Source organism: Lentzea sp. HUAS12 (genome assembly GCF_024125735.1).
GTDB classification, from domain to species: Bacteria; Actinomycetota; Actinomycetes; order Mycobacteriales; family Pseudonocardiaceae; genus Lentzea; species Lentzea albida.
In genome coordinates, this window is the sequence record NZ_CP099738.1 from 229,340 (window position 1) to 252,262 (window position 22,923).

Here is a 22,923-nt window from a genome sequence, read left to right on the forward strand (position 1 = left end):
CGCGCGCCTTCAGTAGCTGAACGTGGTGGCGGGCTCGTCGCCGATCCACTTCCACAGCGGGATGGTGCCGTTGATCTCCGCGCCGGGCACGAGGTCGCCGGCGTCGAGCCGCTTCGCGTTGAAGCAGAGGGGGCAGACGAAGTAGCGGCCGCCCGCCGCCTCGTAGCGCTGGAGCAGTTCGGCGAGCGGCGGGCAGCCGTCGCACGCGACGCCCGCGGCGGTGCCGTTGAGAGACAGGCGCACGGCCTCTTTGGACAGGAACATGAGTGTCTCGCGCCCGGTCTCGGCGGCGCCGATCGCGACGAGGAACGCGACGGTGACCTTCTCCGCGTCCTCGAGCCCTGTCGACAGACTGATGACGGCCTTGTTCGGCATGACCTGCTCCATTTCGTCGGGTACCGCGACGTTAGGAGCGGGAAGGGGCCGTGTCGTCGGGCGTTCTCCCTACAGATCGAGCGGGTCGAGCAGACCGTTGCGCAGTGCGAACAACGTCGCCGTCGACCGCGACGAGGCCCCGGTCTTGGTGTAGATCCGCTCGATGTGCGTCCCGGCCGTCTTGCGCGAGATGCCGAGCCGCTCGGCCACCTCACCGGTCTGCGCGCCGCGGGAGATCAGCACCAGCACCTCGACCTCCCGCGGCGTGAGCCCGGCGGGCCCGGACACCCGCCGCCGGGTGCCGTTGCCCGCCGCGGAGAGCACGGCCTCGGCGGCGTCCCCGTCGAGCGCTCCGGCCCGGATCGCCTCCCGCACCGCCAGGACCGCCTGCTTGTCGCTCAACGCGGCCCGGTGCGCCCGCGGTTCGAGCATCGCCCGGTAGGCGCACGCGGCGGCGAGCACCCGCCCGGTCATCGGCAGGGCCGCACCCGACAGCCCCCGGTGGTAGCCGCCGCCGTCCATCCGCTCGTGCGCCATGGCGGCGATCGCCCCCGGCCTGGCCAGCGCCGCCGGCCGGGCCAGCACGCGTTCGGTGTGGTACGAGCTGAGCCGCACGCGTTCCCAGTCGGTGGCCGACAGCGGCCCCGGCTGCTCCAGGACCGTCACCGGCACGCCGTGCAACCCGATGTCGTGCAGCAGCCCCGCCCGCCGGGTGGCGATCACGTCGGCGGTGGGAAGTCCGATCGACCGGGCCGCCGCACCGGCGAGCTCCGCCACCCCGCGCGAGTGCCCGGCCCGGGTCGCGCAGCGCAGGTCGGTGAAGTCCGCCAGCGCTTCGAGCGCCGAGTCCAGCTCGCCCTGGGTGAGAGGCCGCAACCGGGGGAGGTCGATCCCGTTGCCGGACAGCACTTCCGGCGCGTGCGCGACGAACGCGTCGACCACGTCGGGTGCGAACTGACGGCCACGGCGCGCACGGGCGACCTCGACCGCACCCTCGATCCCGCCGGTCCTGTACCGCACCTCGACGACATCGGCCAGGTGCAACAACCGGATGGTGGGGGCGATGTCCGCGCCCCCGACCCCGTGCGGCACCCCGCGCCCGTCCCAGCGCGTGAAGAACTGCCGCAACGCCCGCGCCACACCGGGCCCGAGTTCGAGCCGCTCCGCCAACGCCGACGTGGTGACGCAGTGGGACTGCATCCCCTGCACGACGTGCTGACCACCGCTCGCCAGGAGCGTCGACGCCACCCGGAACCGGTGCCACAACGCCCCGCCCCGCCCGGCCCGCCGCAAGAAGAACCCGAACCCGGCGGGCCCGGCGAGGTCGACCTCGTAGCTGTCCGCGCGGAAGGCGATGTCGTCACCGAAGGACGCGGCCACCTCCGGCGAGTCCGCGATGCACCCGACCCAGCCGAGCATCGAGACGTGGAACAGCGCCTGCCGCTCGTCCTCCGGCAGCTCCATCCGCTCGGCGAGCCGTTCCGCGATCCGCCACGACCGGAGCACGTGCTCCATCGGCTGCCCCAGCCCCAGGTCCGTCGCCAGGGAGAAGGCGGCGAGCAGTTCGGCCAGGTCGATCCCGGCATCTCCGTCGGCAGGCTCCACCCGCGGATGGTAGCTCCGCGGGACCGGGCCGGATCGGTTGTGCCGCAGAACCTACGTGCGGCTCGGCGTCGTCACGACCGCGCTCATCACGACCTCGAACAGGTGCTCGGCCCGCGTCTCCTGGCCGGGCTGGTCGCTGAGCCACACCAGCGACGACACCAGCGCGAACAGGTCCGCGCCGTCGAGGTCGGTGCGCGCCTCGCCGGCCTCCTGGGCGCGGGCGAGCAGCCGTGCGCCGGAGCCGCGCATCGCCACGCACGAGCTGTGCAGGGCCGACTCGGGGTCCTCGATCGCGTGCACCATCGCCGTGACGACGCCGCGGTAGTTGGTGCACGCCTTGATGAAGTCGCGCAGCCACAGCAGCAATGCCTCGTCGGGCGCGTTCGCGGCCTCGACCTGGGCCGCCCGCGCGGTCAACTCGTCGAAGTTGGTGCGCAGCAGGGCTTCGAGCAGCGACTCGCGGGTGGGGAAGTGGCGTTGCAGCGTCGCCAGGCCCACGCCGGCCCGACGGGCTATGTCGCGCATCGAGGCCTCGCTGCCGTGCTCCGTGATGACGGTGCCGGCGACGGCCAGCAGGCGGTCGTGGTTGGCCTTGGCATCCGCCCTCATCTGCGCTCCTTGCGTAAACGGGTCACTGACCCATATATTCGGGTCAGTGACCCGGAAAAGCGGGTCTGTGACTCGTTTAGAGCTTACCGCCCGGAAGAGGGAGAGAGCTGTGCCGACCGAGACCATGAACGCGATCCGCCTGCACGAGTACGGCGGTCCCGAGGTGCTGCGGTACGAGACGGCGCCGAAGCCCGTGGCCGAGCCGGGCCAGCTGCTGGTCAGGGTGCACGCGGTGGGCGTCAACCCGCCCGACTGGTACGCGCGGGAGGGCATGCCGGACGTGCCGGAGGAGCTGAAGCCGCAGGTGGAGCTGCCGCTCATCCCGGGAACGGACGTCTCCGGCGTGGTCGCGGGGATCGGCGCCGGTGTGGAGGGCTTCGCCGTCGGCGACGAGGTCTTCGGCATGCTGAACTTCCCGAACTCGTTGCAGGGCAACGCCTACGCGGAATACGTCACCGCCTCGGCGGCGGACTTCGCGCACAAGCCGGCCGGCGTGAGCCACGAGCACGCCGCCGCCGTGGCGATGTCCGGGCTGACCGCCTGGCAGTTCCTGATCGACCTCGGCCACGACGTCCCGTCGCCGTTCCAGGAGGCCCAGCACCGCCCGATGCCGTTCGGTCCCGGCAGCACGGTCCTCGTCAACGGCGCCGCGGGCGGCGTCGGGCACCTCGCGCTGCAACTCGCGAAGTGGAAGGGCGCGCGGGTCGTCGCGGTCGCGTCCGGCGGGCACGAGGAGTTCCTGCGCGACCTCGGCGCCGACGAGGTGATCGACTACACGAAGCAGCGCCCCGAGGAGGTCGTGCGGAACGCCGACCTGGTGCTGGACTGCGTCGGCGGCCCCGGGAGCAGGCGTTTCCTCGACGTGGTCCGGCGCGGCGGCTCGCTCTACCCGTTGTACTTCGGCGAGTTCGACGACGAGGAGAACGCGCGGCGGGGCGTCACCGTGACGTCCGCGCAGGTCCGCTCCAACGGCGCGCAGCTGGAGGAGATCGGCCGCCTCCTCGGCGACGGCACCCTCCGCGTCGCCGTCGACAGCACCTTCGCGCTGAAGGACGCGCAGGCCGCGCACGAGCGGGCCGCGCGGGGACACCTGCGGGGCAAGATCGTGCTCACCGTCGCCTGACCCCGGCAGGACGGCTCACCGCCGGGTAACAACCGCGGAGGGGGCGGCGACATAAGGCGCACCACTGTCTTCCGTCGAGAGGTGCCGATGCCGCTCCCTCTGATCGCATTGGGCGCGGGCGTGGTCGCGCTGGTGAGCGTGGTGAGTGCCGCCGTGACCCTCCGGCAGCTCCGCCAGCCGCTCGACGTGATGGTCATCGGCCAGAGCCGTACGGGCAAGACGACGCTGCTCAACTCCTGGCGCGGCGAGTGGGAGGACGACCCGCTCAGGACGGCGCGGCCGGTCAAGATCGGGACGTTCGAGGTGCCGACCAAGGACAAGGTCCTCAGCTTCGAGAAGAAGTTCGTCTTCCACAAGGTCAAGGACATCTCCGGGCTCGACGAGTCGATGCGCGGGTTCCTGGACGACGTCAAGGCGGCGACCGTGGTCGTCTACCTGGTCAACGCGGTGCACCTGCACGAGGAGGCGACCCGGAAGGCCGAGCGGCCGCACGCCGCCGAGTGGGTGCGGGTGGTGGACGACGCCGGCCGGATCAGGCGGCACTGCGAGAAGGCCGAACGCGTCGTCGTCGGGGTGACGCACACCGACCTCGACCCGCGCTGGGCCGCGCTGGGACCGGCGGCCTACCTGGCGGAGGTCACCGAGCAACTGGCCGCGGTGCTGGCCAAGATCGGCGAGGCCGGCCGGACCTCCGTGGTGGCGGGCAGCATGCTGACCGAGGCCGGCGCCGCCGAGTTCGCCGAGGGCATCGTGGAGAACCTGCTGTGACAGCGCTGTTCCTCGTCTACCTCGAGTACGAGAACGGAGACCCGCCGTTCGCCTGGCGCGACGGAGCGGAGCCGCGGGACCACCGGGACGTGCACGCGGTGCTGTCGCTGTTCGGCAAGCGGAAGGCCAAGAGGCATCAGCGGTTCGGCGACGCCGTCCGCTTCGAGGACGCGCTGGTGCTGGAGACGTCCTGGCGGCTGCGGCACACCGGCGGCCATCGCCAAGGTGTCGTCGTGGTCCTCAGGGACGTCGCGGAGAACGACGACTGGGTCGACGAGATCGCGGGCCAGGTCGCCGGGATCCTGCGCCGGTCCGCGGCGGTCGAGTGCGACCCCGGAGCACTGGGCGACGCCCTGAGGTGGGGGCGGGCCGCGACGGCCCGCCGGTTTCCCGGGCTTCTCGTCCAGCGCGTGATCGCGGTCGTCCGGCGGTTCTTCCCTTCTGCCCGGCACGCGGCGAGCGCGGACCGGGTCCGGTTCGGAGCAGGGGACTGACTTGTACGTTCCGGAGCAGCTGGCAGACCGGGTCGTGGTCGTGGCCCGGGACGACTACGTCCAGGTGGCCGACGACAACCCTGGGCTGATCGAGAACAGCCAGGTGACGCTCGTTCCCGTTCCGCTGCTCGGCGAGTGGACCCGGTTCCGCGAACTGGCCGGGCTCGACCTCAGCATCGGCGACGCGTTCGTCCGCGATCACGGTGACGCCCGGCGATACGTTCCGGTGGCCGAAGCGCCGCACCGGGCGGCGCAGCGCAGGCTGCGGCTCCTCAGAACGGTCTGCCAGCACCTGGGCGCGACGTCGCTGGTGCTCCAGGAGACCGAGACGCGCGCGGCGAAGACCAGCTGGCACAACGACTTCGTCGCGCGCATCGGCCTCGGCGGCGGTGAGGACGCACAGAAGGGCGGCGGCCTTTCGGCCGATCTCAGCGGGGAGACCGACGACCGGCTGAGCCTGACGGTCGAGGCCTCGGGGAGGTGGCGGGGCGGACCGGCGGACGTCGAGGCGGCCAGGAAGGCGGCGGCCGCTCACGGAGACGCGGTGGACCTGGACGTCCTCTCGCTGATCGAGCAGCGTGCGATCTCCGGGAACCAGCTCACCTCCCACCACGTGACCATCGACTTCCAGCAGGAGATGACCAAGCACTTCAGCCTGATCAGCGAGCTGGTGGTCAGCTTCGAGGCGACGATCGGCCTGCGCGCGCTCAGCCCCTGCGCGGCGCTGCGCACCGTCTTCGACTGGGAGCGCCATAGCGCCCGGCAGGCCCGGTTCACCCTCGAGGTGTCCTTCGACCCGGGGAACTCCTGACCGGGACCCGCCAGGACGCACGTGTTCGACGAGGTGGTTCCCAGTGCAGCCGTCGCCGGCCGAGCAGATCACCTGGACGGGCCACCGCCGGTTGCCACGGTGCTGACCACGGTGAAAACTCCCTGGCACCGGGGAGTTCTCACCGCTGGAAGGGTGGCGCCGATGAGCATGCTGCGCAGCTACGTGTCGGGCGGGTGGCACACGTCCTCGGCGGAGGGCGCGCCGTTGCACGACGCCGTGACGGGCGAGGAGATCGCACGGATCTCGTCGGCCGGCGTCGACATGGGCGCGGCGCTGCGGTACGGGCGCGAGGTCGGTGGGCCCGCGTTGCGCGAGCTCACCTTCCACCAGCGCGCGCAGCTGCTCAAGGCGCTCGGGCTGTACCTGAAGGAGCACAAGGCGGAGCTGTACGCGCTGTCGGCGCGGTCGGGCGCGACGAAGTCCGACTCGTGGATCGACATCGACGGCGGTTTCGGCGTGCTGCTCGGGTACGCGTCCAAGGCCAAGCGCGAGCTGCCGAACGACAAGGTCTACGTCGAGGGCGCCGTCGAGCCGCTCGGGCGGGGTGGCACGTTCGTCGGGCAGCACATCTGCACGCCGTTGCGCGGGGTGGCGGTGCAGATCAACGCCTACAACTTCCCCATGTGGGGGCCGCTCGAGAAGTTCGCGCCCGCGTTCATCGCCGGGGTGCCGACGCTCATCAAACCCGCGTCGCAGACGGCGTACGTGACGGAGAAGATGGTCGAGCTGATGCTCGCGTCCGGGCTGCTGCCCGAGGGATCTTTGCAGCTCGTGTGCGGGTCGGCGGGCGACCTGCTGGACCACCTGACACCGCAGGACCTCGTCGGCTTCACCGGGTCCGCGTCCACGGCGCAGAGCCTGCGCACGCACCAGGCCGTGATCCGGTCGTCGGTGCGGTTCAACGCCGAGGCCGACTCGCTGAACTGCTCGATCCTCGGTCCGGACGCCGTCGCGGGCACACCCGAGTTCGACCTGTTCGTCGGGCAGCTCGTGGCGGAGATGACGACCAAGGCCGGGCAGAAGTGCACGGCGATCCGGCGCGCGCTGGTGCCCGGGTCACTGGTGGACGCGGTGGCCGAGGCGACGGCGGCGAAGCTGGCCGAGGTCGTGATCGGCAACCCCGCGGACAAGTCGGTGAAGATGGGTGCGCTGGCCGGCCTGGAGCAGCGCGAGGAGGTGCTCCGGTCGCTCAAGGCGTTGCGGGAGAACGCTTCTGTCGTCTACGGCGACGGCCCTCTGTCTCTTGTGGACGCGGATGCCGAGCGCGGCGCGTTCATGTCGCCGATGCTGTTGCGCGCCGCGGCGGACGCCGTGCAGCCGCACGAGGTCGAGGCGTTCGGGCCGGTGTCGACGCTGATGCCGTACACGTCGGTCGACGACGCCGTGGCGCTGGCCGCCCGCGGTGCCGGGTCGCTGGTCGGGTCGATCGTGTCCGCCGACACGGACTTCGTGCGCGACGTCGTGATCGGCGTGGCGCCGTGGCACGGGCGGTTGCTGGTGCTGGACCGCGAGGACGCCGCCGAGTCGACCGGGCACGGCTCACCGCTGCCGATGCTCGTGCACGGCGGTCCCGGCCGGGCCGGTGGCGGTGAGGAGATGGGAGGCATGCGCGGCGTGCTGCACCACATGCAGCGCACGGCCGTGCAGGGCAGCCCGCGCGCGTTGGGTGCCATCACGAACCGCTGGGTCACGGGCGCGCCACGTCGTGACGACGCCGTGCACCCGTTCCGCAAGACGCTGGCCGAACTCCGTGTGGGCGACACGGTCGTGGCCGGGCCACGCGAGGTGACGCTGGAGGACATCGAGCACTTCGCGTCGTTCACCGGCGACACGTTCTACGCGCACATGGACGAGGAGGCCGCCGCCGCGAACCCGTTCTTCGGCGGCCGGGTCGCGCACGGCTACCTCGTGGTGTCGTTCGCGGCGGGCCTCTTCGTCTCGCCGGAGCCCGGACCGGTGCTCGCGAACTACGGCCTGGAGAACCTGCGGTTCGTCACGCCCACGTTCCCCGGCGACGAGCTGACGGTGACGTTGACGGTCAAGCAGATCACGCCGCGCGAGGACCAGGAGTACGGCGAGGTCCGGTGGGACGCGGACGTGACGAACCAGAAGGGCGAGTCGGTCGCGAAGTACGACGTGCTGACGCTCGTGGCGAAGAGCTAGCGGGGTTCCTTGCGGGGCAAGGGCTTGGTCGCGGGTCCTTCCAGCACCTCGCCGTCGACGTCGAACCGCGAGCCGTGGCACGGGCAGTCCCAGCTGCGTTCGGCGGCGTTGAACCGCACGAGGCAACCGAGGTGCGTGCAGCGCATGGACACGCCGTGCAGCTTCCCGCTCTCGTCGCGGTAGACGCCGGTCTTGCCGAGGCCGTCGCGGATGACGTGGGCGTGACCGGGCAGCAGGTCCTCGCTGGAGGTGGCGTCGGCGGGCATCACCCTGTCGCCGACCATCTCCGCGGCGACCTCGGCGTTCTTGCGCAGCAGCGTGGGCACCGACTTCAGCGACACCCGGTGCGGGCTGAAGCGCTCGGCGAGCGCGTTCGGCTTGCCGGTGACGAGGTCCGCGAGCAGCGCCGCCGCGAACGTGCCGCTGGTCAGGCCCCACTTCATGTACCCGGTGGCGGTGAACACGGTCGTGTTGCCGGGCGTGTAGCTCCCGATCATCGGCAGGTGGTCGTAGGCCGTCGGGTCCTGCGCCGACCAGCGGTGCGTGACCTCCTCGACCTGCCAGTGCTCGCGGGCGAAGTCCTCCAGACGCCGGAACGGCTCCACGACGGTCTTCCCCGTCGGGTGGCTCTGCCCGGCGAGGATGAGCTTGTCCTCGTGCGCCGAGATCGACCACGACGGACTGCCGGTGCTGATGGCGAGCGCCTCGGGCGGCGAGCCGACCCTGGCCGCGATGCAGTAGGCGCGCGTGAGCTCGAGGCGTGCGAAGTACACACCGCGGTCCAACGTCGGGTAGTGCGTCGCCATCACGATCTTCTCGGCGTCGACGTGACCATCCGAAGTGGACACCCGGTTGCCGCTGACGTCGAGCACGCGGCTGTTCTCGCACACCAGGCTGCCGTCACCGTCGATCTGGTCGGCCAGCCCCCGCAGGTACTTGACGGGGTGCAGCTTGAGCTGGTCGTCGAGCCGCACCGCCGCGTGCACCTCGAACGGCAGGCCGACGTCCGTGGTGGCCCGCACCGGCAACCCGACCTGGCGGGCGGCGATCAACTCGTTGTCGACGTCGCGCACCTCGGCCTCGGTGAACGCGTACGTGATGGCGGGCGACTGGCGCAGGTCGCAGTCGATGCCTTCGGCGAGGGTCGCGACCTGCGCCACGGCCGCGAGCGAGGCGGTGGCGTAGTCGGTGGCGGCGGCCAGCCCGTGCCGGCTGCGGATCTGCGAGTACACGGTGGACTGCAGGGCGGTGACCTTGGCGGTGTTGTTGCCCGACACACCTGAGGCGACCTGGGCGGCCTCCAGCACCACGACGCGCAGGCCGCGCCGCTTGAGCAGGAGGGCGGTGGTGAGGCCCGTGATGCCGCCGCCGACCACGGTCACGTCGTAGGTGTGCTCGCCGGTCAGCGGGGGGCGGGGTGCCGGCGGGAGGGCGGCGAGCCAGAGCGACTGGTCAGCGGTGGTGGTCATGGAGGCGGATACCCGGGTTGGGGGTGGGTATGCGGGGCTGGGGGGTGGGGTCGAGGGGTGTTCGGGGCGGGCGGTCGGGTCGTGGGGTCGGTCGGGTGATGAGGCCGGGTGGGTGGTGCGGTCGGGTGGTGAGGCGGGATGGGTGGTGAAGCGGAGCGGGCGTGGATGAGATGGCCGTGGGTGACGTGTGGTGGCGGGCGTGCGCGCGTAGCAGGGGTGTGGGGACGCGATGCGGTGCGTGTATGGCGTGACGTGCGGGTGGTGGGTGCGTGCGTGGCCTCGTGTGTGGCGGCGGGCGTGCGGGCGGCCGCAGGTGCAGTAAGAACGCGTGACGTGGCGGTGTGTGTGGCGCGAGCTGCGTGGTGGTGGGGCCCACCGTGCGTGCCGTGACGCGCGTGCGCCCAGGCTCCCCGCCCGGCTCCCCACCGGCTTCCTTCGGGCGAACTGGAGCGTGCCCGGATACGTGGCGCCCTCAGCGGGTATGCGTCCCCCATGAGCAAGCACCGGGTAGTCGTTGTCGGAGGTGGGTTCGGCGGTCTGGGCGTGGTGCGCGGGTTGAAGCGCGCGGACGCCGAGGTCACGTTGATCGACCGCACCAACCACCACCTGTTCCAGCCGTTGCTGTACCAGGTGGCGACGGCGTTGCTGCCCGCCGGTGACATCGCGCCGGCGTTCCGGGCGATCCTGCGCAAGCAGCGCAACGCCCACGTGTTGCTGGGGGAGGTGACCAGGTTCGACACGGCCGCCAGGCTGGTGCACGTCGATCTGCCGGACGGGCGGTCGAGTCACGTCGAGTACGACACGCTGGTGGTGGCGGCGGGCTCTCGGGACAGCTACTTCGGGCACGACGAGTGGGCCGAGGCGGCGCCGCCGATGAAGACGCTCGAGCAGGCCGTGGACCTGCGTTCGAAGCTCCTCCGGGCGTTCGAGACGGCGGTCGCGGCGGACGATCCGAAGCAGTGGTTGTCGTTCGCGATCGTGGGGGCCGGGCCCACCGGGGTCGAGTTGGCCGGGCAGCTCGCGGACCTCGCCCGGCGGGCGTTGAAGGGGCAGTTCCGGGAGATCGACCCGCGGGACGTCCGGATCACGTTGATGGACGCGGTGCCGCACGTGTTGCCGCCGTTCTCGCCGCCGCTGCGCGATCATGCGCGGTCGAAGCTCGAAAGTCTCGGCGTCACGGTGATGACCGGGGCGATGGTCGAGTCGATCGACTCCGAGGGGCTCACCACCAAGGACGGGGACCGGGTCGAGGCCAAGACGATCATCTGGGCCGCCGGGGTGCAGGCCTCGCCGCTCGCGCGGCAGCTGGCCGAGCAGACGGGGGCCGAGACCGACCGCAAGGGCCGGATCAAGGTGAACCCGGTGGACTGCTCGGTCACCGACGAGATCTTCGCGATCGGTGACATGGCCAACCTCAACGACCTGCCCGGCATCGCCGAGCCCGCGCTGCAGGAGGGGCACCACGTCGCGCGCGTCATCAAGGCGCGGCTGCAGGGGCGGCGCGCCAAGCCGTTCCGGTACCTCGACCTCGGCACGATGGCCACCATCTCGCCCGGTGACGCGGTCGCGGACATCAAGAAGCTGCGGCTCAAGGGACTGATCGGCAAGGCGGCGTGGGCGGGCGTGCACATCGCGTTCCTCGTCGGGTGGCGCAACCGGGCCGCGGTGCTGGCGCAGTGGGCGTGGAACCTCCTCACGGGCCGCCGCGCGCAGCCGATCATCCTCGAACCCGTGCGGGCGCTGGAGCGCAAGCAGGTTTGACCAGGGGTAACCGGTCTGCGTGAACACGGAGCTGCTGGGCATCTACCTCAACGACCACCTGGCCGGGGCGACGGCGGGCACCGAGCTCGCGCGCCGCATCAGCCGCACGCATCCCGAACTGCGGGTTCTCGCGGACGACATCGAGGCCGACCGCAAGGAACTGCTCGACTTCATGCGCGAGGTCGGCGTGGAGTCGCGTCCGCACAAGGAGGCGCTCGGCTGGCTGACCGAGAAGGCGGGCAGGCTCAAGCTGAACGGCCGGGTGCTCGGGCGCTCGCCGCTCAGCGACGTCCTCGAACTGGAGGCGCTGCGCGTCGGCATCGAGGGCAAGACCGCGCTCTGGCGGACGCTGCGCAGGCTCGGGAGCTTCGACGAGACGCGGCTCGAGCGGCTGGCGGACCGCGCCGCGAGCCAGGCCGAGCTCGTCGACGAGTACCGGCTCCGCTTGGCGCCGCAGTCGTTCGACTCGCCGCACGTGTCCGGTGTGGACGTCGAGCGCACGTTCACCGTCGCCTCCACGCCCGAGGGCGTGACGGAGTACCTGCGCGACTTCTCCCGCGCCGAGCAGTGGGATCCGGGCACCGTGTCCTGCACGCGCCTCGACGACGGCCCGGTCGAGGTCGGCTCGCGCTGGCGCAACGTGTCGTCGTTCCTCGGCCGCAAGACCGAGCTCGTCTACGAGCTGACCCGCGACGACGAGCGCGGCCTGCAGTTCGTCGGCCGCAACGACACCGCCACCTCGACCGACGACATCTCGATCAGCGCCGGGCCCGAGCCGGGCACCACCCGGATCGCCTACCACGCCCACGTCGAGTTCAACGGGCTCGCGAAGTTCGGGGCGCCGGTCGCGAAGCTCGCGCTCGAGAAGCTCGGCACCGACACCGAGAAGAGCCTCGTCCGCGTGCTCGGCGCCGTGCGGTAAAGGCGGAGGAAAAACGCAGGTCAGGCGCGATTCCGCCGTTCGGACGAGATCCCTAGACTCCCTCGGGCCGGTGGGTGAGACAGGCCCTTCACCCCTGCCGCCGCCGGCTTGGACGCAGAGGGAGTACTGGGGTGTTCGAGAACAACGTCACCAGGCGCGGCTTCGTCACGGGCGCGGCCGCGGTCGCCGGTCTCGCCGGCCTGTCCACCATCGCGCCGGGCCTGGCCGGTGCCGCGCCCACGCCCGCCGACCAGCACACGCCGGCCGAGATCGAGGCCGCCGAGGTCGGCGCGCTCGCGATGATGACGTTCCAGAAGATCGACGGCACTCCCGTCTACTACTGGCGTTCGAACCGCGGCAACACGACCGCGCGCAACTGGCAGGCCACCGACGCGTTCTACACCGCGCTCGTCGCCTGGATCCGCGACCTGCGTTCGCTCTCGTCGAGCTACGGCTCGATCAGCTACATCGTCTCGGCGGGCTTCTACGTCGACAAGGCCGGTCAGCACGGCGCGGGCACCGCGATGGACCTCGACCACGTCCGCTGGTCCAACGGCAACGTCACCTCGCCGCTCGACCAGCACCACGCGTCGAGCACCGCCGCGCTGCGCAAGCGCTACCTCGCCACGGAGGCCGTGACCCGCCGCCGGTTCCGCTACGTGCTCGACGGCTGGTACAACGCCGACCACCGCGACCACATCCACGCCGACTTCGGCGGCATGCCGGTGCGCGTGCTCAAGGACTCCGAGGCCGACACCAAGTTCGTCCAGGGCACCTGCAACAACTTCCGCGCGGCAGGCCTCGCGATCGACGGCATCTGGGGTCCCAACACGCAGGCCGCGTTCAACGGCCTCAAGTCCGCGCTCGGCGTGACCGGCGACCCGCACACCAGCACGTCGGTGTGGCAGGGCATGTTGTCGAAGATCGCGACCAAGGGTTTCGCGAACCAGAACATCTGAGTTCGCGGAAGAACCGCAAGGCCGAGCCCATGCCTCCTGGGCTCGGCCTTGTCGTGCTTTTGTCGATTCACCGGAAAAATCCACCAAAATTTCTGCACACAGCACAAGGGCGCATTCATCGAAGAATGCGCCCTTGTGGGTGGAACGAGTCGTCAGCGCTGCTGACCGTTGCCCATCGAGCCACCGAGACCGAACAGGATGCGCTGGATGAGCTCGGGATCGACGTCCGGCTCGTCGCCCAGCGCCTCGGCGGCGGGGGAGCGGCGCTTCTCGCGCCGGGGCAGCGGCACCGCGTTGGCGTTCACGCCCGTCGGCAGCGGCAGTTCGCACCAGATCAGCTTGATGCCGCCGGCGAGCTGCAGCTCACCGGTGCGCAGGTCCGGCGAGGTCGGCGGCATGATGAACCTGGCCGCCTCCAGCTCGACGACCAGGTAGTCGCCGGTCAGTCGCAGTCGCAGCGTGATCAGCCGCGACGTCTTGGGATCGGCCGAGTCGACGGCTGCCTCGACCAGCGCACAGGCGACGGCCGAGCACTCCGCGGTCATGTTGCGCAGGCGCCATTCACCGAGGGTGAAGCGCACGAACAGATCCGCGCAGTTCACCGCGGTGGGAAGCGCGATGAGTGTCAGGTCGTCGACCTGGGCGGTCTGGGCGTTCGCCTGCATGCTGCCTCCGTTTCGCGTGCGGCGCGCGAGCCGTGGCGGTCACCCGAATGGCCGTCACGGTGAGCGGGAATCTACATGGGTATACGCGGGAAGCAATGCCCTGGTTGACTCACCCGTCAAAAGTCACGTCCGGGTCACGACGAGAGGGCTCGGCGCTCACTGTGAGTATAGCGTCAGGCCCGCTCTGTGATACCTCGGGTCAACATCGTCTCCCGGCGAACCGCGGACGGGTGAAGAGGCCGGCGGTTCGGTGAGTTCGTGAAGGAACGGGTCCGGTGTTCACGTTCGGTGTCGCGTCTTGTGGCAGTTGTGTTCCTTTAAATTGATTTAACTCGCGGAGTCGAGCTTAAGGATATTTAAAATGCATTAATCGTCTGAACGGTGGATTGGTGCCGATCGGTGCTCGGCTAAATTCATGTCAGCTCGCAAAGAGCGGCCAAGACCCCACTGAATACGCCGGACCCCCCCCACACCAGGCGCCGAGAGCCCCGGCTGATCCACCTCGTTCCACCGGTGTGGGAAGGCAGGCGCGCACCGCTCATCGGGATCCCTCCTCCTGCTCGGGACTCGGTGGTGCGGCAGCGGTGCAGCGCGGCCGGCCGGTGCCCGCCGGCGGCGTCGGACCCGTCCCACGGTCCGCACGCCGCCGGCGGTGTTCGTTCCCGGCCCCTGCCGCCCCCTAGAACCTCCGGAGCCTCAATTGCACGCGTGCACCGCCCAGCGGCCCGCGGTCGACGTGGAGAGACCCTCCCGTGCTCTCCGCGGCGCGGCGGGCGATGTCGAGCCCCAGGCCGGTGGAACCGCCGCCGCTGGCCCCGCGCCGCACCGCCTGCCGGGAGTCCGCGATGCCCGGACCGGCGTCCTCGACCACCAGGGCCACGAGATCGGCCTGGTGCACCAGCGTCACGGCGAACCGGGTGCCCTCCGGCGTGTAGCGGAAGACGTTGCCCAGCAACGCGTCCAGCGCGGCGGCCAGGTCGGGGCGGGGGATCGGCACGGGCGTGGGCCGGTCGGCGCCCCGGACCGTCCACGGCCGCTCCTGGTCGTCGGCGAGCGCGGACCAGAACACCAGCCGGTCGCGCACCACGTCCGCCGCGTCGGCGCCGCTCTCGTCGGGCTGCAGGCCCGAGCGCGCGACCTTGATGATCTCGTCGACCTCCCTCTCGAGGCCCTGGACGGCCTCCCGGACCCGGTCCGCGCCCGGACCACTCCCAAGGGTGTCCGCGTCCAGGAGGAGGGCCGTGAGAGGCGTTCTGAGGCGGTGCGACAGGTCGGCGACCACCTCGCGCTCGGCGGCGAGCAGGTGCCGCACGCGTTCGGCCATGGCGTTGAAGGCCTTGCCGACCTCCTGGAGTTCGGGAGGCCCCTTGACCGGCACGCGGGCCGTGAGATCCCCCTGCCCCATCCGCCGCGCGCCCTCGGCCAGCGCGCGGGTGGCCCTCACGGCCCGCGCGCCCAGGCGGTCGGCGACGAGCACCGACCCGGCGACCAGGCCGACCGCGACGCCCGCCAGCACCCACCAGGTGCCGACCACGCCGCGGGTGAGCTGCTCGTGCGGCACGAACGCCTCGACGATCGCGAGTCCGTTCTCGCTGGTGGCGAGCGGTTGCAGGTAGGCCACGCCGTCGGGCCGTTCCACAGTGGACGCGGTCGCGACGTTCTGCGCCTCCTGGAGGTCCGCCGCGGTGATGTGCGAGTAGCCGTAGGTGCCCGCCGGGGAGCTCAGGTGCACGGCCAGCCGCTGCTGGGCGCCGTAGCGGGTGCTCCTGATCGCCTGGCGGATCTCCTGCGGCCTGCGGGTGATCAGCAACGCGGGCGTCATCGCGTTCGCCTGCTTCTCGGCCTCGCCCAGGGCGCGGGTGTACGCGGCGTTCTTCACGACGATCGCGAGCGGGATCAGGAACGCCAGCGCCACCATGCTGGTCGCCGCGAGAGCGACCAGCACCAGTGAGCGCCTCATCTGGGGTCGACCAGACGCACACCCACTCCTCGCACGGTGTGCAGGTACCGCGGCTGCGCGGCCCGTTCACCGAGCTTGCGGCGCAGCCACGACAGGTGGACGTCGAGCGTCTGGTCGTCGCGGTGGGACGGCCAGAGGTTGGCGAGGATCTCCGCCCGCGGCACCACCTCCCCCTGCCGTGCCGCGAGGTAGGAGAGCAGCTCGAACTCCTTGTGCGTCAAGGAGAGCTCCTGACCGTCCACCGCGGCCCTGCGGAGGTTCACGTCGATCTCGAGGCCGCCGATCACGAGCTGCCTGGTGTCGCGGGCGCGCCGCAGCACCGCCTGCAGCCGGGCTTCGAGGATCTCGCTCGAGAAGGGTTTGACGAGGTAGTCGTCGGCGCCCGCGTTGAGCAGCCGGACGATCCCGGCCTCGTCGTCGCGGGCGGTCGCGATGACCACCGGGGTGTTCGTGACGCCTCGGATCATCCTCAACGCGTCACCGCCGTCGAGGTCGGGAAGCCCGAGGTCGAGCACCACGACGTCGTAGTCGTTGGCGGTGACTTCGCGCAAGGCCTCGATCGCGAGCGCGACACCGTGCACGATGTGGCCCTGGCCGGTGAGGGCGCGCGTGATCGCCGCCCGCACCACCGGGTCGTCTTCGACCAGCAGCACTGATGCCATGAGCCGCTACGGGAGGATCGCCGCAGTGAGAAGGTCCGTCGGATACCTGGTCGCCTGGGCGCTGGTGACCACGGTCGCCGTCGGCCTCTCCTGGTTCGGCATCCGGTGGGCGATGGAGCCCGCACCGGTCGCCGCCCTGGAGGCCACCACGGAGTCGGCCGTGCTGCCGATGCCGACGGTCACCTCGCTCACCGTCCCGCCGCCCGACTCCGGTCCCTCCGCGGGCACGCCGCCCGTCACGACCTCGTCCACCAGGCCTCCTGTGGTCACTACGACTGTTCCGGTTCCTCCCAGTAGTACGGATGCGCGTCCCACCTCGGCTCAATCGCCGTCGCCGCAGGGGGAGTGGCAGGCGGACGGGTCCTACGTGCACGCCTTCAACCTGCGCGGCGGCGACGTGGTCGTGCGGTACCGGCCGCAGGGGGTGCAGGCGCTGTCTGCGACCCCCGCGGACGGGTACTCGGTGTCGGTGGAGCAGCCCGGCGGGCCGCTGGTGGTGAACTTCCGCAACGCCGCCGGCCGGCTGTCCAGGCTGGAAGCGACCTGGAACAACGGGCCGACGGCGAAGGTGGTCGAGCAGTAGGTCCTAGAGACCGATCGCCCTGGCGATCTGCGCGGGCTTGAGCACCCGCAGGATCGCCTCGTACAGGTAGTAGTCGCCGTACGGCAGCGAGACCTCCACGCCGTCCTCGGCCGGGCGGTTGCGGGTGCCGCGGGCCAGGATCGCCTCGGCCCGCGACGACCTGGTCGTCAGGCAGGTGCCGACCAGGCCGTCGAGGATCTTCAACGCCCGCTCGCGGTAGCGGTCGGTGCCGGTCGCCTTCGCGAGGTCGAGCAGGCCGCACGCCATGATCGCGCCCGCCGACGAGTCCTTGACGTCGTTGGGGCCCAACGGGGAGCGGTAGTCCCACACCGGCACGCTGTCCGGGGTGAGCACCGACAGCGCGTAGTCGGCCATCCGGCGCGCGGTGTCGCGGAACTCGCGCAGGCCCGTGCGGCGGTACATCGTCGTGAAGCCGTAGATGCCCCACGCCTGGCCGCGCGACCAGGACGACGTGGGGCTGTAGCCCTGCACGGTGTTCGGGCCGACGGCCGCGCCGGTGTCGGGGTCGAAGTCGAACACGTGCGGGGTCGAGCCGTCCGCGCGCAGGAAGTGCGTCTGCGTCGTCCTGGCGTGGGCGATCGCGATGTCGAGGAACTTCCGGTCGCCGGTCTGCTCGGTGGCGAACGCGAGCAGGTCCAGGTTCATCATCGTGTCGATGATGACCCGGCCCGCGTTGCCCGGCGTGCCGATCCTGCCCCACGCGCGGATGAACTTCCCGGTGGCGTTCCAGCGCTGGATCAGCGTGTTCGCGGCTTCGACGGCGCCGTCACGCCACTTGGTCGCGCCGGTGAGCCGGTAGGCCGTGATCCACGACGGGTAGAAGAGGAACCCCAGGTCGTGGTCGCGGGGGTCGAGGCGGCGCGGAGCCAGCCTGTCGCAGGCGGCCTCGGCGAGCGCGCGGAACTGCGCGTCGCCGCTGTCGAGGTGTGCGAGCCACAGCGTGCCCGGCCAGAAGCCGCCGACCCAGCCGCCGTCGGCGACGTAGGTCCACTTCTCGGCTCGGGTGATCTCCGGGAACGACGTGATGCCGGGCGCGACCGCCTTCAGCTTCGAGTTGCCGTGGTCGAGGGCCGCGCGGAGCGTGGCGGGCGAAGCGGCTGCTTCTCCCGCGCCCAGGGCGACTCCCGCTCCGGTGAGCAGCGGGGTGGCCGCGGCGGACGCCAGCAGGGTGCGTCGAGACAGGTTCACGAGACCGTCCAGTCCCTTTCTCGTAATGCGCCCGGCGACACAGTGCCAGACCTGATCAAGCGCTGTAAAGGTGCGCGGAAATGCTTCTTCTGGGCCTCTGAACAGCGCAAAGGCGGTCATGTACGTGAACTCGCTGCATTCCGACGTTGTAAGCGGAATGGTTCACGGAGGTGAACAGCCGGCGGGCCAGACGCGGTGCAGAACAGCGTCCAAATGGCACGGCCTCAACCCGTGGCGCCGCTTGAAGGCCGCGTTGTCCCTGCCGTCCTCGAGGATCGACTTGCCCAGGCGGATCGCGAGCTTCACCGACTCGGCGAACAGCACGGCGAACGGGCTGTAGCCGCCTTCGACGGCGTAGTCGACGCCGCACGTCCACGTGTGGAACCGGGTGGCGTCGGTGAGGCAGACGCCGGCCGCGACGAGCCTGCCGCGCTGGCGCACCTCGATCACGTGCGCGAGGTCGTCCAGGGCCGTCACGAACCTCGGGAAGGTGGTGCCGGGGTGGTAGCCGTTGTTCTCGAACCGGCTGGCGGTCTTGACGCAGAGCAGCGTGATCTCGTCGAGCGAGGCGAGGTGGACCGGGAGGACCTCGCTGGTGACGCCGGCCTCCCGCGCCCTCCGCTCGTTGCGCCGGAGGTTCGCCCTGGCGCGCGGGCTCAGGCTCGCGAGGTAGTGCGCGTACGTGGTGAGCCCGGTGACCCACCTGTCGTTGAGGTGACGTGCGGGCAGACCGGCCGCCCGCAGACCGTGCGACAGGGCGCCGCCGCGCTGGACGTTCATGAACCCGCACCAGCGCGCGCCGAGGATCGACGCCGTGCGGTTCATCGTGTCCAGCAGCCTCGGCAGCACGTCCGCGGTGGCGGGCACGTGCGCGTCGTAGCAGTGCCAGGACGGGCTGAGCAGAGCGGGCTGCCCGGCCGCCTCCGGATACGCCTCGTGCAGGCGGCGCAACGGTTTCGCCGCTGTCTGGAGGTAGGCGGGCGCGACGGCGACCGCCCTGTCGGCGTCGCGCACCACGAAGTACGCGAACGCGTCCACCTCCGTGAGCGGCAGCCGTTCGTACGCGCTGACGTACGCGTGCTGGTAGAAGACCGGTGCGCCCGCTCGGCGGACCACCGCGTCCCAATCGGCAGGATCGATTTCCCTTATGCTGCTGGAGAATTCGACGTGCACGCACTCACTGTACGGCCTGCCAGACCGCGAAGGGGACGTCGATCTCGTCGCGGGTCAGGCCGCCGTGCTCGTAGCGCGCGGACGGGTCCGGGATCGGGAACCGCGGTGACGCGGCCACCGCGACGACGGGCCCGGCCTCCGGCTGCGGCAGGCCCAGGTCGGTGGCGTGGTGGACGGTCGCCGTGTCGCCCAGAGTCGTTGCCACGCGGTCGAAAACGGCCTCCAGGCGGTCCGCCTTCGGGTAGAGCCACCGCGTGCGCCCCGCGCCGCCGGACGGGATCACGCACTCCTCGCGCACGATCGCGTCCCAGGCCTCGACGAGCTCCGGGTCCGGGTCGACCGCGACCATGCCGTGGTCCGAATGCGCGACGACGGTCCAACCCTTTGCGGCCCAACGGGAAGCGTGCGCGTCCAGACGGAGCATGGCCTCGTGCACCGACTCGTCGTACCCGTGGCGGTGCACGTGGTCGTCGATGTTCACGTAGGTCCAGAGGAACCGGGAGTCCTCCTGCGCCTTGTCGAGATCGGCGACGACGTTGGCCACGAGCAGCGGCGGATCCTCGGCCTGCGCGGAGAGTTTGTGCCGGGCGGGAGCGGGTACACGGGTGCAGCCCCGCAGCAGCGCCTGGGCCCAGGTGCCTTCGAGGAGATCGAGTTCCCTGGCCAGCACGGTCGCCCCGTGGCGTTCCAGCACGGTCGGCAGGTCCGGGATCGCGGGCGTGCCGTTGATCGCGTGGACGAGGCCGGATCCGTTGCGGTACACCGTTCCCGGCACCCGGTGGACGTCGGCGGGGACGCCGGTGACCGCCGTCAGCAGCGCCGTCGCGGACGTGGACGGCACCGTCGAGGAGAGCGTGACCACGGACGAGGCCGACAGCCACGACTGTTTGGCCACGTCCGAGGAGAGACCTGTCACCGCGAGCACGATGACACCGGACTGTGCCTTGCCGAGGGCGCGTTCGAGCCGGGAAGGTATCTCCGCCAGTGACATTCGGTGACTGTAACGCATCTCATCGGGCGAAGTTCGCCTGATCGGGCCCACGGTTCCGCACAATGGCCACCGATGAGGTAAAGAAGACTTGGCAGAGGGAAGGTGGCGGATGTCGGTCGGAGTTCTGGACGTCGGGTGCTTCAGCGCACACCTGGTGGTCGTGGAACGAGACCTGATGCGTCCGCGGGTGTCCCACAAGGTCCGGCTGCGGCTCGACCGCGAGCTCGACGCCCGCGGGGCGATCAGCGGCGCCGGCGTCGACTCCCTCTGCGCGGCCGTCCTGGCCGCTCGCAAGAAGGCAGGCGACGTCCCGTTCCTGCCCTTTGCTACCTCCTCCGTCCGGGACAGCTCGAACTCGGCCGAGGTCATCCGCAAGGTCGCCAGACGCACCGGTGTCGAGCTGAAGGTGTTGTCCGGCAAGGAAGAAGCGCGTCTGTCGTACACCGCCGCCCGCCACTGGTTCGGCTGGAGCGCGGGTTCGATGGTGGTGCTGGACGTCGGTGGCGGCACGGTCGAACTGGCGGCCGGCTCCGGGGCGGAGCCCGAGCGCGCGGTGTCGTTGCCCCTGGGGGCGAGGACGTTGACGCGGGCCGGCCTCACGGTCGCCGACATGCGGTCCGAGGTGGCCGACCGGCTCGAGACCGCGTTCCCCTGGGGGGAGAGCGATCGCGCGGTCGGCTGCTCGAAGGTGTTCGAGCAGCTGGCCCGCCTCGCCGGCGCCCGCAGCGGCACCTACGCGGCCCGCCAGTTGCGGCTCAAGGACCTGGAGAAGTGGATCCCGCGTCTCGCGAAGCTGTCCGTGCGCGAACGGGCGGCGCTGCCGGGGATCTCCCGCCACCGGGCCCGGCAGTCGCTCGCGGGCGCGGTGGTGGCGGAGGGGTTGATGAGGGTCTCGGGGCACGACGTCGTGGACATCTCACCGTGGTCCACGAAGGAGGGCCTGCTGCTCTCGCTCGTCGAACGCTCCCGCGCACGGGGCTCGTCCGCGGCCTGAGGACTAGGCGCTCAGCGCCGTCACCGCGTCGTCGACGTCGTCGAACAACAGCAACAACTGGTCGACGGCCGTCATCTGCAACGGGCGCAACACGATCCTGGTGTCGCTCACGACACCGAACTTGATGCCGAGCTCGTCGGCCTGGGCCTGGGCCTCCACCAGCGCGCGGATCCCCTCGGACCCGAAGAAGCGCACCTCGCGGAGGTCGATGACGAGGGCGGGCGGCTTGCGGTCGAGCAACTCGGCGAGCCTGCTGGTCACCGGTGCCGAGGACATCATGTCGATCTCGCCGGTCAGCGCGACGATCGGAATGGACTGGACATAGGTAGTTCTCTGGCGAAGCTGATTCATAAGGACTCCCGTCCGCACCGACCGTACGCGCCATCGTGCGACGACCACAACCTGGACGACGCCGGTCCGGCCGGTGCGGAACCGTCCTAGGCGAGCAGGAAAGCGCGGGTCAGCAGCATCGCGGCCACCAGCACCGCGAACAGCACGATGATCGCGATCACAATGCGCCCGGCGGTCGCCGTGGGCGGGGTCTTCTCGTGGTGGGTGAGACCCCCGGTGGTCGAACCCGAGTCCGGCGGGGTGTCTCCCGGGCGGACGCCACCGCCGGGTTCCAGGCCGGGCGTGCGGTTCGGGTCGGGGTCGGGCGGAAGTGCGGTCATACCGGGTCAGGTACCCCGTTTTCAGCCTTCTAGCTGAGCCCAGACCACTTTCCCGTCGTTCTGCCGCTCCGCGCCCCAGCGCACGCTCAGGGCCTGCACCAGCTGCATGCCGCGCCCGCGCGCGCTGTTGGGGTCGACGGGTCTGACCTGGGGCATCCGCGACGACTCGTCGTGCACCTCTACCAGCATCCCGCCGGCCTTGCGGCTCACCGTCAGTGTGATGGGGCCCTCACCGTGGTCGATGCCGTTCGACACCAGCTCCGTCACCACGAGCTGGGCGTCGTCGGACAGGTCCTCGGACAACTCCCACGAGGTCGCGGCCTCGCGCACCACCTGACGTGCGCGAGCGCACGAACCGCCCTCGGCGGTCAGGATCACCCGCACCTCTGCCAGTGGGTCGTTCAGCACAGGCGCATCGTCGCACATCCGGCGCCTCGTCCGGATCTTTCAGCCCCCCGGTGGTCGCATGCTCGGACGTCGTGCTGCACGATTTGGTCGCACGAGTCGGGCGTGGCGGAAGGAACGGCGACGATGGAGCTCAACGTCGGCAGCGAGGTCCAGCGGGGATGGCGTGTGCTCGCCGTCGCCGGGGAACTGGACATCGACACCGTGCCCGTGCTGTCCGCGCGGCTGGACGCGGACGTCACCGGGTCGCACGCCGTGCTGAACCTGGCGCAGCTCGACTTCATGGACTCGACCGGGCTCGCCCTGGTGCTGGACTGGCACCGGCGGTTGCTGGAGGCCGGCGGGCAGTTGCGGATCGCCGCGGCTCAGGGGCCGGTCCGGCGGTTGTTCGAGTTGGCGGACGTGGCTGAGGTGTTGAGCCTGTTCGAGTCGGTGGACGTGGCGGTGCAGGAAGCCGTGGAAACGCCGCATTGAGATCGCCGCATTGGGATTGACGCTTTGAGAACGCGGCATTGGGATTGACGAGTCCT

At 70.9% G+C, this 22,923-nt stretch carries 24 protein-coding genes; 11 read left to right on the forward strand and 13 right to left on the reverse strand.

The window, feature by feature from the left end:
- Positions 1–9 precede the first annotated feature (9 nt).
- The 3 genes from ND450_RS01110 to ND450_RS01120 all read right to left on the reverse strand — a co-directional run bounded on the left by ND450_RS01110 (position 10) and on the right by ND450_RS01120 (position 2,589).
- On the reverse strand, positions 10–375 hold the full coding sequence (locus tag ND450_RS01110) for a DsrE family protein (protein ID WP_089916930.1): 366 nt from the start codon (positions 373–375) through the stop codon (positions 10–12).
- A 69-nt stretch (positions 376–444) separates the two neighbouring features.
- Positions 445–1,980 (reverse strand): HD domain-containing phosphohydrolase, encoded by a 1,536-nt coding sequence (locus tag ND450_RS01115; RefSeq protein WP_253324290.1) that lies wholly within the window; start codon positions 1,978–1,980, stop codon positions 445–447.
- 51 nt (positions 1,981–2,031) lie between these two features.
- Positions 2,032–2,589 (reverse strand): TetR/AcrR family transcriptional regulator, encoded by a 558-nt coding sequence (locus tag ND450_RS01120; RefSeq protein ID WP_253324291.1) that lies wholly within the window; start codon positions 2,587–2,589, stop codon positions 2,032–2,034.
- A 109-nt stretch (positions 2,590–2,698) separates the two neighbouring features.
- Between ND450_RS01120 and ND450_RS01125 the strand changes: the two genes are divergently transcribed.
- From ND450_RS01125 to paaZ, 5 genes are all read left to right on the forward strand, one after another.
- Positions 2,699–3,712: an NADP-dependent oxidoreductase gene (locus tag ND450_RS01125; protein WP_253324292.1), complete on the forward strand. Its 1,014-nt coding sequence runs from the start codon at positions 2,699–2,701 to the stop codon at positions 3,710–3,712.
- Between the two features lie 87 nt (positions 3,713–3,799).
- Positions 3,800–4,480, forward strand: a complete 681-nt coding sequence (locus tag ND450_RS01130; RefSeq protein WP_253324293.1) for a hypothetical protein — start codon at positions 3,800–3,802, stop codon at positions 4,478–4,480.
- On the forward strand, positions 4,477–4,974 hold the full coding sequence (locus ND450_RS01135; protein ID WP_253324294.1) for a hypothetical protein: 498 nt from the start codon (positions 4,477–4,479) through the stop codon (positions 4,972–4,974). The genes ND450_RS01130 and ND450_RS01135 overlap by 4 nt, the downstream gene beginning before the upstream one ends.
- A 1-nt stretch (position 4,975) precedes the next feature.
- Positions 4,976–5,785, forward strand: coding sequence for a hypothetical protein (locus tag ND450_RS01140; RefSeq protein ID WP_253324295.1), 810 nt, complete (start codon positions 4,976–4,978; stop codon positions 5,783–5,785).
- Positions 5,786–5,947: 162 nt separating this feature from the next.
- On the forward strand, positions 5,948–7,969 hold the full coding sequence (gene paaZ / locus ND450_RS01145; RefSeq protein WP_253324296.1) for a phenylacetic acid degradation bifunctional protein PaaZ: 2,022 nt from the start codon (positions 5,948–5,950) through the stop codon (positions 7,967–7,969).
- Here paaZ and ND450_RS01150 read toward each other — a convergent pair.
- Positions 7,966–9,438 (reverse strand): FAD-dependent oxidoreductase, encoded by a 1,473-nt coding sequence (locus tag ND450_RS01150; protein WP_253324297.1) that lies wholly within the window; start codon positions 9,436–9,438, stop codon positions 7,966–7,968. The two genes, paaZ and ND450_RS01150, sit on opposite strands and share 4 nt — an antisense overlap.
- A 492-nt stretch (positions 9,439–9,930) precedes the next feature.
- On the opposite strand from ND450_RS01150, the gene ND450_RS01155 reads away from it, so the two are divergent.
- The 3 genes from ND450_RS01155 (at position 9,931) to ND450_RS01165 (ending at position 13,080) form a co-directional block, all read left to right on the forward strand.
- Positions 9,931–11,199 (forward strand): NAD(P)/FAD-dependent oxidoreductase, encoded by a 1,269-nt coding sequence (locus tag ND450_RS01155; RefSeq protein WP_253324298.1) that lies wholly within the window; start codon positions 9,931–9,933, stop codon positions 11,197–11,199.
- A 19-nt stretch (positions 11,200–11,218) separates the two neighbouring features.
- On the forward strand, positions 11,219–12,121 hold the full coding sequence (locus ND450_RS01160; protein ID WP_253324299.1) for an SRPBCC family protein: 903 nt from the start codon (positions 11,219–11,221) through the stop codon (positions 12,119–12,121).
- A gap of 131 nt (positions 12,122–12,252) precedes the next feature.
- Complete coding sequence (locus tag ND450_RS01165; RefSeq protein WP_253324300.1) at positions 12,253–13,080, forward strand: extensin family protein; 828 nt, start codon at positions 12,253–12,255, stop codon at positions 13,078–13,080.
- Positions 13,081–13,232: 152 nt separating this feature from the next.
- On the opposite strand, the gene ND450_RS01170 is transcribed toward ND450_RS01165, so the two are convergent.
- From ND450_RS01170 to ND450_RS01180, 3 genes are all read right to left on the reverse strand, one after another.
- Entirely contained in the window at positions 13,233–13,745 is a 513-nt protein-coding gene (locus ND450_RS01170; protein WP_089916391.1) for a histidine kinase, read from the reverse strand.
- Between the two features lie 679 nt (positions 13,746–14,424).
- The gene (locus ND450_RS01175) at positions 14,425–15,705 is read right to left on the reverse strand and encodes a HAMP domain-containing sensor histidine kinase (protein ID WP_253324301.1); all 1,281 of its coding nucleotides are present in this window, start codon (positions 15,703–15,705) and stop codon (positions 14,425–14,427) included.
- A complete protein-coding gene (locus ND450_RS01180) occupies positions 15,702–16,367 on the reverse strand; it encodes a response regulator transcription factor (protein WP_253324302.1) in 666 nt (221 codons plus the stop codon). The genes ND450_RS01175 and ND450_RS01180 overlap by 4 nt, the downstream gene beginning before the upstream one ends.
- A gap of 25 nt (positions 16,368–16,392) precedes the next feature.
- Here ND450_RS01180 and ND450_RS01185 point away from each other — a divergent pair, with 25 nt between their 5' ends.
- On the forward strand, positions 16,393–16,950 hold the full coding sequence (locus ND450_RS01185) for a hypothetical protein (RefSeq protein WP_143091579.1): 558 nt from the start codon (positions 16,393–16,395) through the stop codon (positions 16,948–16,950).
- Between the two features lie 3 nt (positions 16,951–16,953).
- On the opposite strand, the gene ND450_RS01190 is transcribed toward ND450_RS01185, so the two are convergent.
- From ND450_RS01190 to ND450_RS01200, 3 genes are all read right to left on the reverse strand, one after another.
- Positions 16,954–18,159: a glycoside hydrolase family 88 protein gene (locus tag ND450_RS01190; RefSeq protein WP_371927621.1), complete on the reverse strand. Its 1,206-nt coding sequence runs from the start codon at positions 18,157–18,159 to the stop codon at positions 16,954–16,956.
- Positions 18,160–18,321: 162 nt separating this feature from the next.
- A complete protein-coding gene (locus tag ND450_RS01195) occupies positions 18,322–19,332 on the reverse strand; it encodes a GNAT family N-acetyltransferase (RefSeq protein ID WP_253324303.1) in 1,011 nt (336 codons plus the stop codon).
- A gap of 4 nt (positions 19,333–19,336) precedes the next feature.
- Complete coding sequence (locus tag ND450_RS01200; protein ID WP_089916372.1) at positions 19,337–20,323, reverse strand: alkaline phosphatase family protein; 987 nt, start codon at positions 20,321–20,323, stop codon at positions 19,337–19,339.
- Between the two features lie 109 nt (positions 20,324–20,432).
- Between ND450_RS01200 and ND450_RS01205 the strand changes: the two genes are divergently transcribed.
- Positions 20,433–21,317 carry a Ppx/GppA phosphatase family protein gene (locus tag ND450_RS01205; RefSeq protein ID WP_253324304.1) on the forward strand — a complete coding sequence of 295 codons (885 nt, stop codon included), beginning with the start codon at positions 20,433–20,435 and terminating at the stop codon, positions 21,315–21,317.
- 3 nt (positions 21,318–21,320) lie between these two features.
- Here the strand turns inward: ND450_RS01205 and ND450_RS01210 are convergent, their stop codons facing one another.
- The 3 genes from ND450_RS01210 to ND450_RS01220 form a co-directional block, all read right to left on the reverse strand.
- Entirely contained in the window at positions 21,321–21,668 is a 348-nt protein-coding gene (locus tag ND450_RS01210) for an STAS domain-containing protein (RefSeq protein ID WP_253324305.1), read from the reverse strand.
- Positions 21,669–21,754: 86 nt separating this feature from the next.
- Entirely contained in the window at positions 21,755–21,988 is a 234-nt protein-coding gene (locus ND450_RS01215; RefSeq protein ID WP_089916364.1) for a DUF6480 family protein, read from the reverse strand.
- A 21-nt stretch (positions 21,989–22,009) separates the two neighbouring features.
- Positions 22,010–22,396, reverse strand: a complete 387-nt coding sequence (locus ND450_RS01220; RefSeq protein ID WP_253324306.1) for an ATP-binding protein — start codon at positions 22,394–22,396, stop codon at positions 22,010–22,012.
- A 102-nt stretch (positions 22,397–22,498) separates the two neighbouring features.
- Between ND450_RS01220 and ND450_RS01225 the strand changes: the two genes are divergently transcribed.
- Positions 22,499–22,867, forward strand: coding sequence for an STAS domain-containing protein (locus ND450_RS01225; RefSeq protein ID WP_253324307.1), 369 nt, complete (start codon positions 22,499–22,501; stop codon positions 22,865–22,867).
- Positions 22,868–22,923 lie beyond the last annotated feature (56 nt).

Coding starts and splice junctions, on each gene's coding strand:
- ND450_RS01155 (WP_253324298.1), top strand. CDS start 9,931: ATGAGCAAGCACCGGGTAGTCGTTGTCGGAGGTGGGTTCGGCGGTCTG.
- ND450_RS01120 (WP_253324291.1), bottom strand. CDS start 2,589: ATGAGGGCGGATGCCAAGGCCAACCACGACCGCCTGCTGGCCGTCGCC.
- ND450_RS01110 (WP_089916930.1), bottom strand. CDS start 375: ATGCCGAACAAGGCCGTCATCAGTCTGTCGACAGGGCTCGAGGACGCG.
- ND450_RS01150 (WP_253324297.1), bottom strand. CDS start 9,438: ATGACCACCACCGCTGACCAGTCGCTCTGGCTCGCCGCCCTCCCGCCG.
- ND450_RS01215 (WP_089916364.1), bottom strand. CDS start 21,988: ATGACCGCACTTCCGCCCGACCCCGACCCGAACCGCACGCCCGGCCTG.
- ND450_RS01210 (WP_253324305.1), bottom strand. CDS start 21,668: ATGAATCAGCTTCGCCAGAGAACTACCTATGTCCAGTCCATTCCGATC.
- ND450_RS01205 (WP_253324304.1), top strand. CDS start 20,433: ATGTCGGTCGGAGTTCTGGACGTCGGGTGCTTCAGCGCACACCTGGTG.
- ND450_RS01200 (WP_089916372.1), bottom strand. CDS start 20,323: ATGTCACTGGCGGAGATACCTTCCCGGCTCGAACGCGCCCTCGGCAAG.
- paaZ (WP_253324296.1), top strand. CDS start 5,948: ATGAGCATGCTGCGCAGCTACGTGTCGGGCGGGTGGCACACGTCCTCG.
- ND450_RS01175 (WP_253324301.1), bottom strand. CDS start 15,705: ATGAGGCGCTCACTGGTGCTGGTCGCTCTCGCGGCGACCAGCATGGTG.
- ND450_RS01180 (WP_253324302.1), bottom strand. CDS start 16,367: ATGGCATCAGTGCTGCTGGTCGAAGACGACCCGGTGGTGCGGGCGGCG.
- ND450_RS01170 (WP_089916391.1), bottom strand. CDS start 13,745: ATGCAGGCGAACGCCCAGACCGCCCAGGTCGACGACCTGACACTCATC.
- ND450_RS01130 (WP_253324293.1), top strand. CDS start 3,800: ATGCCGCTCCCTCTGATCGCATTGGGCGCGGGCGTGGTCGCGCTGGTG.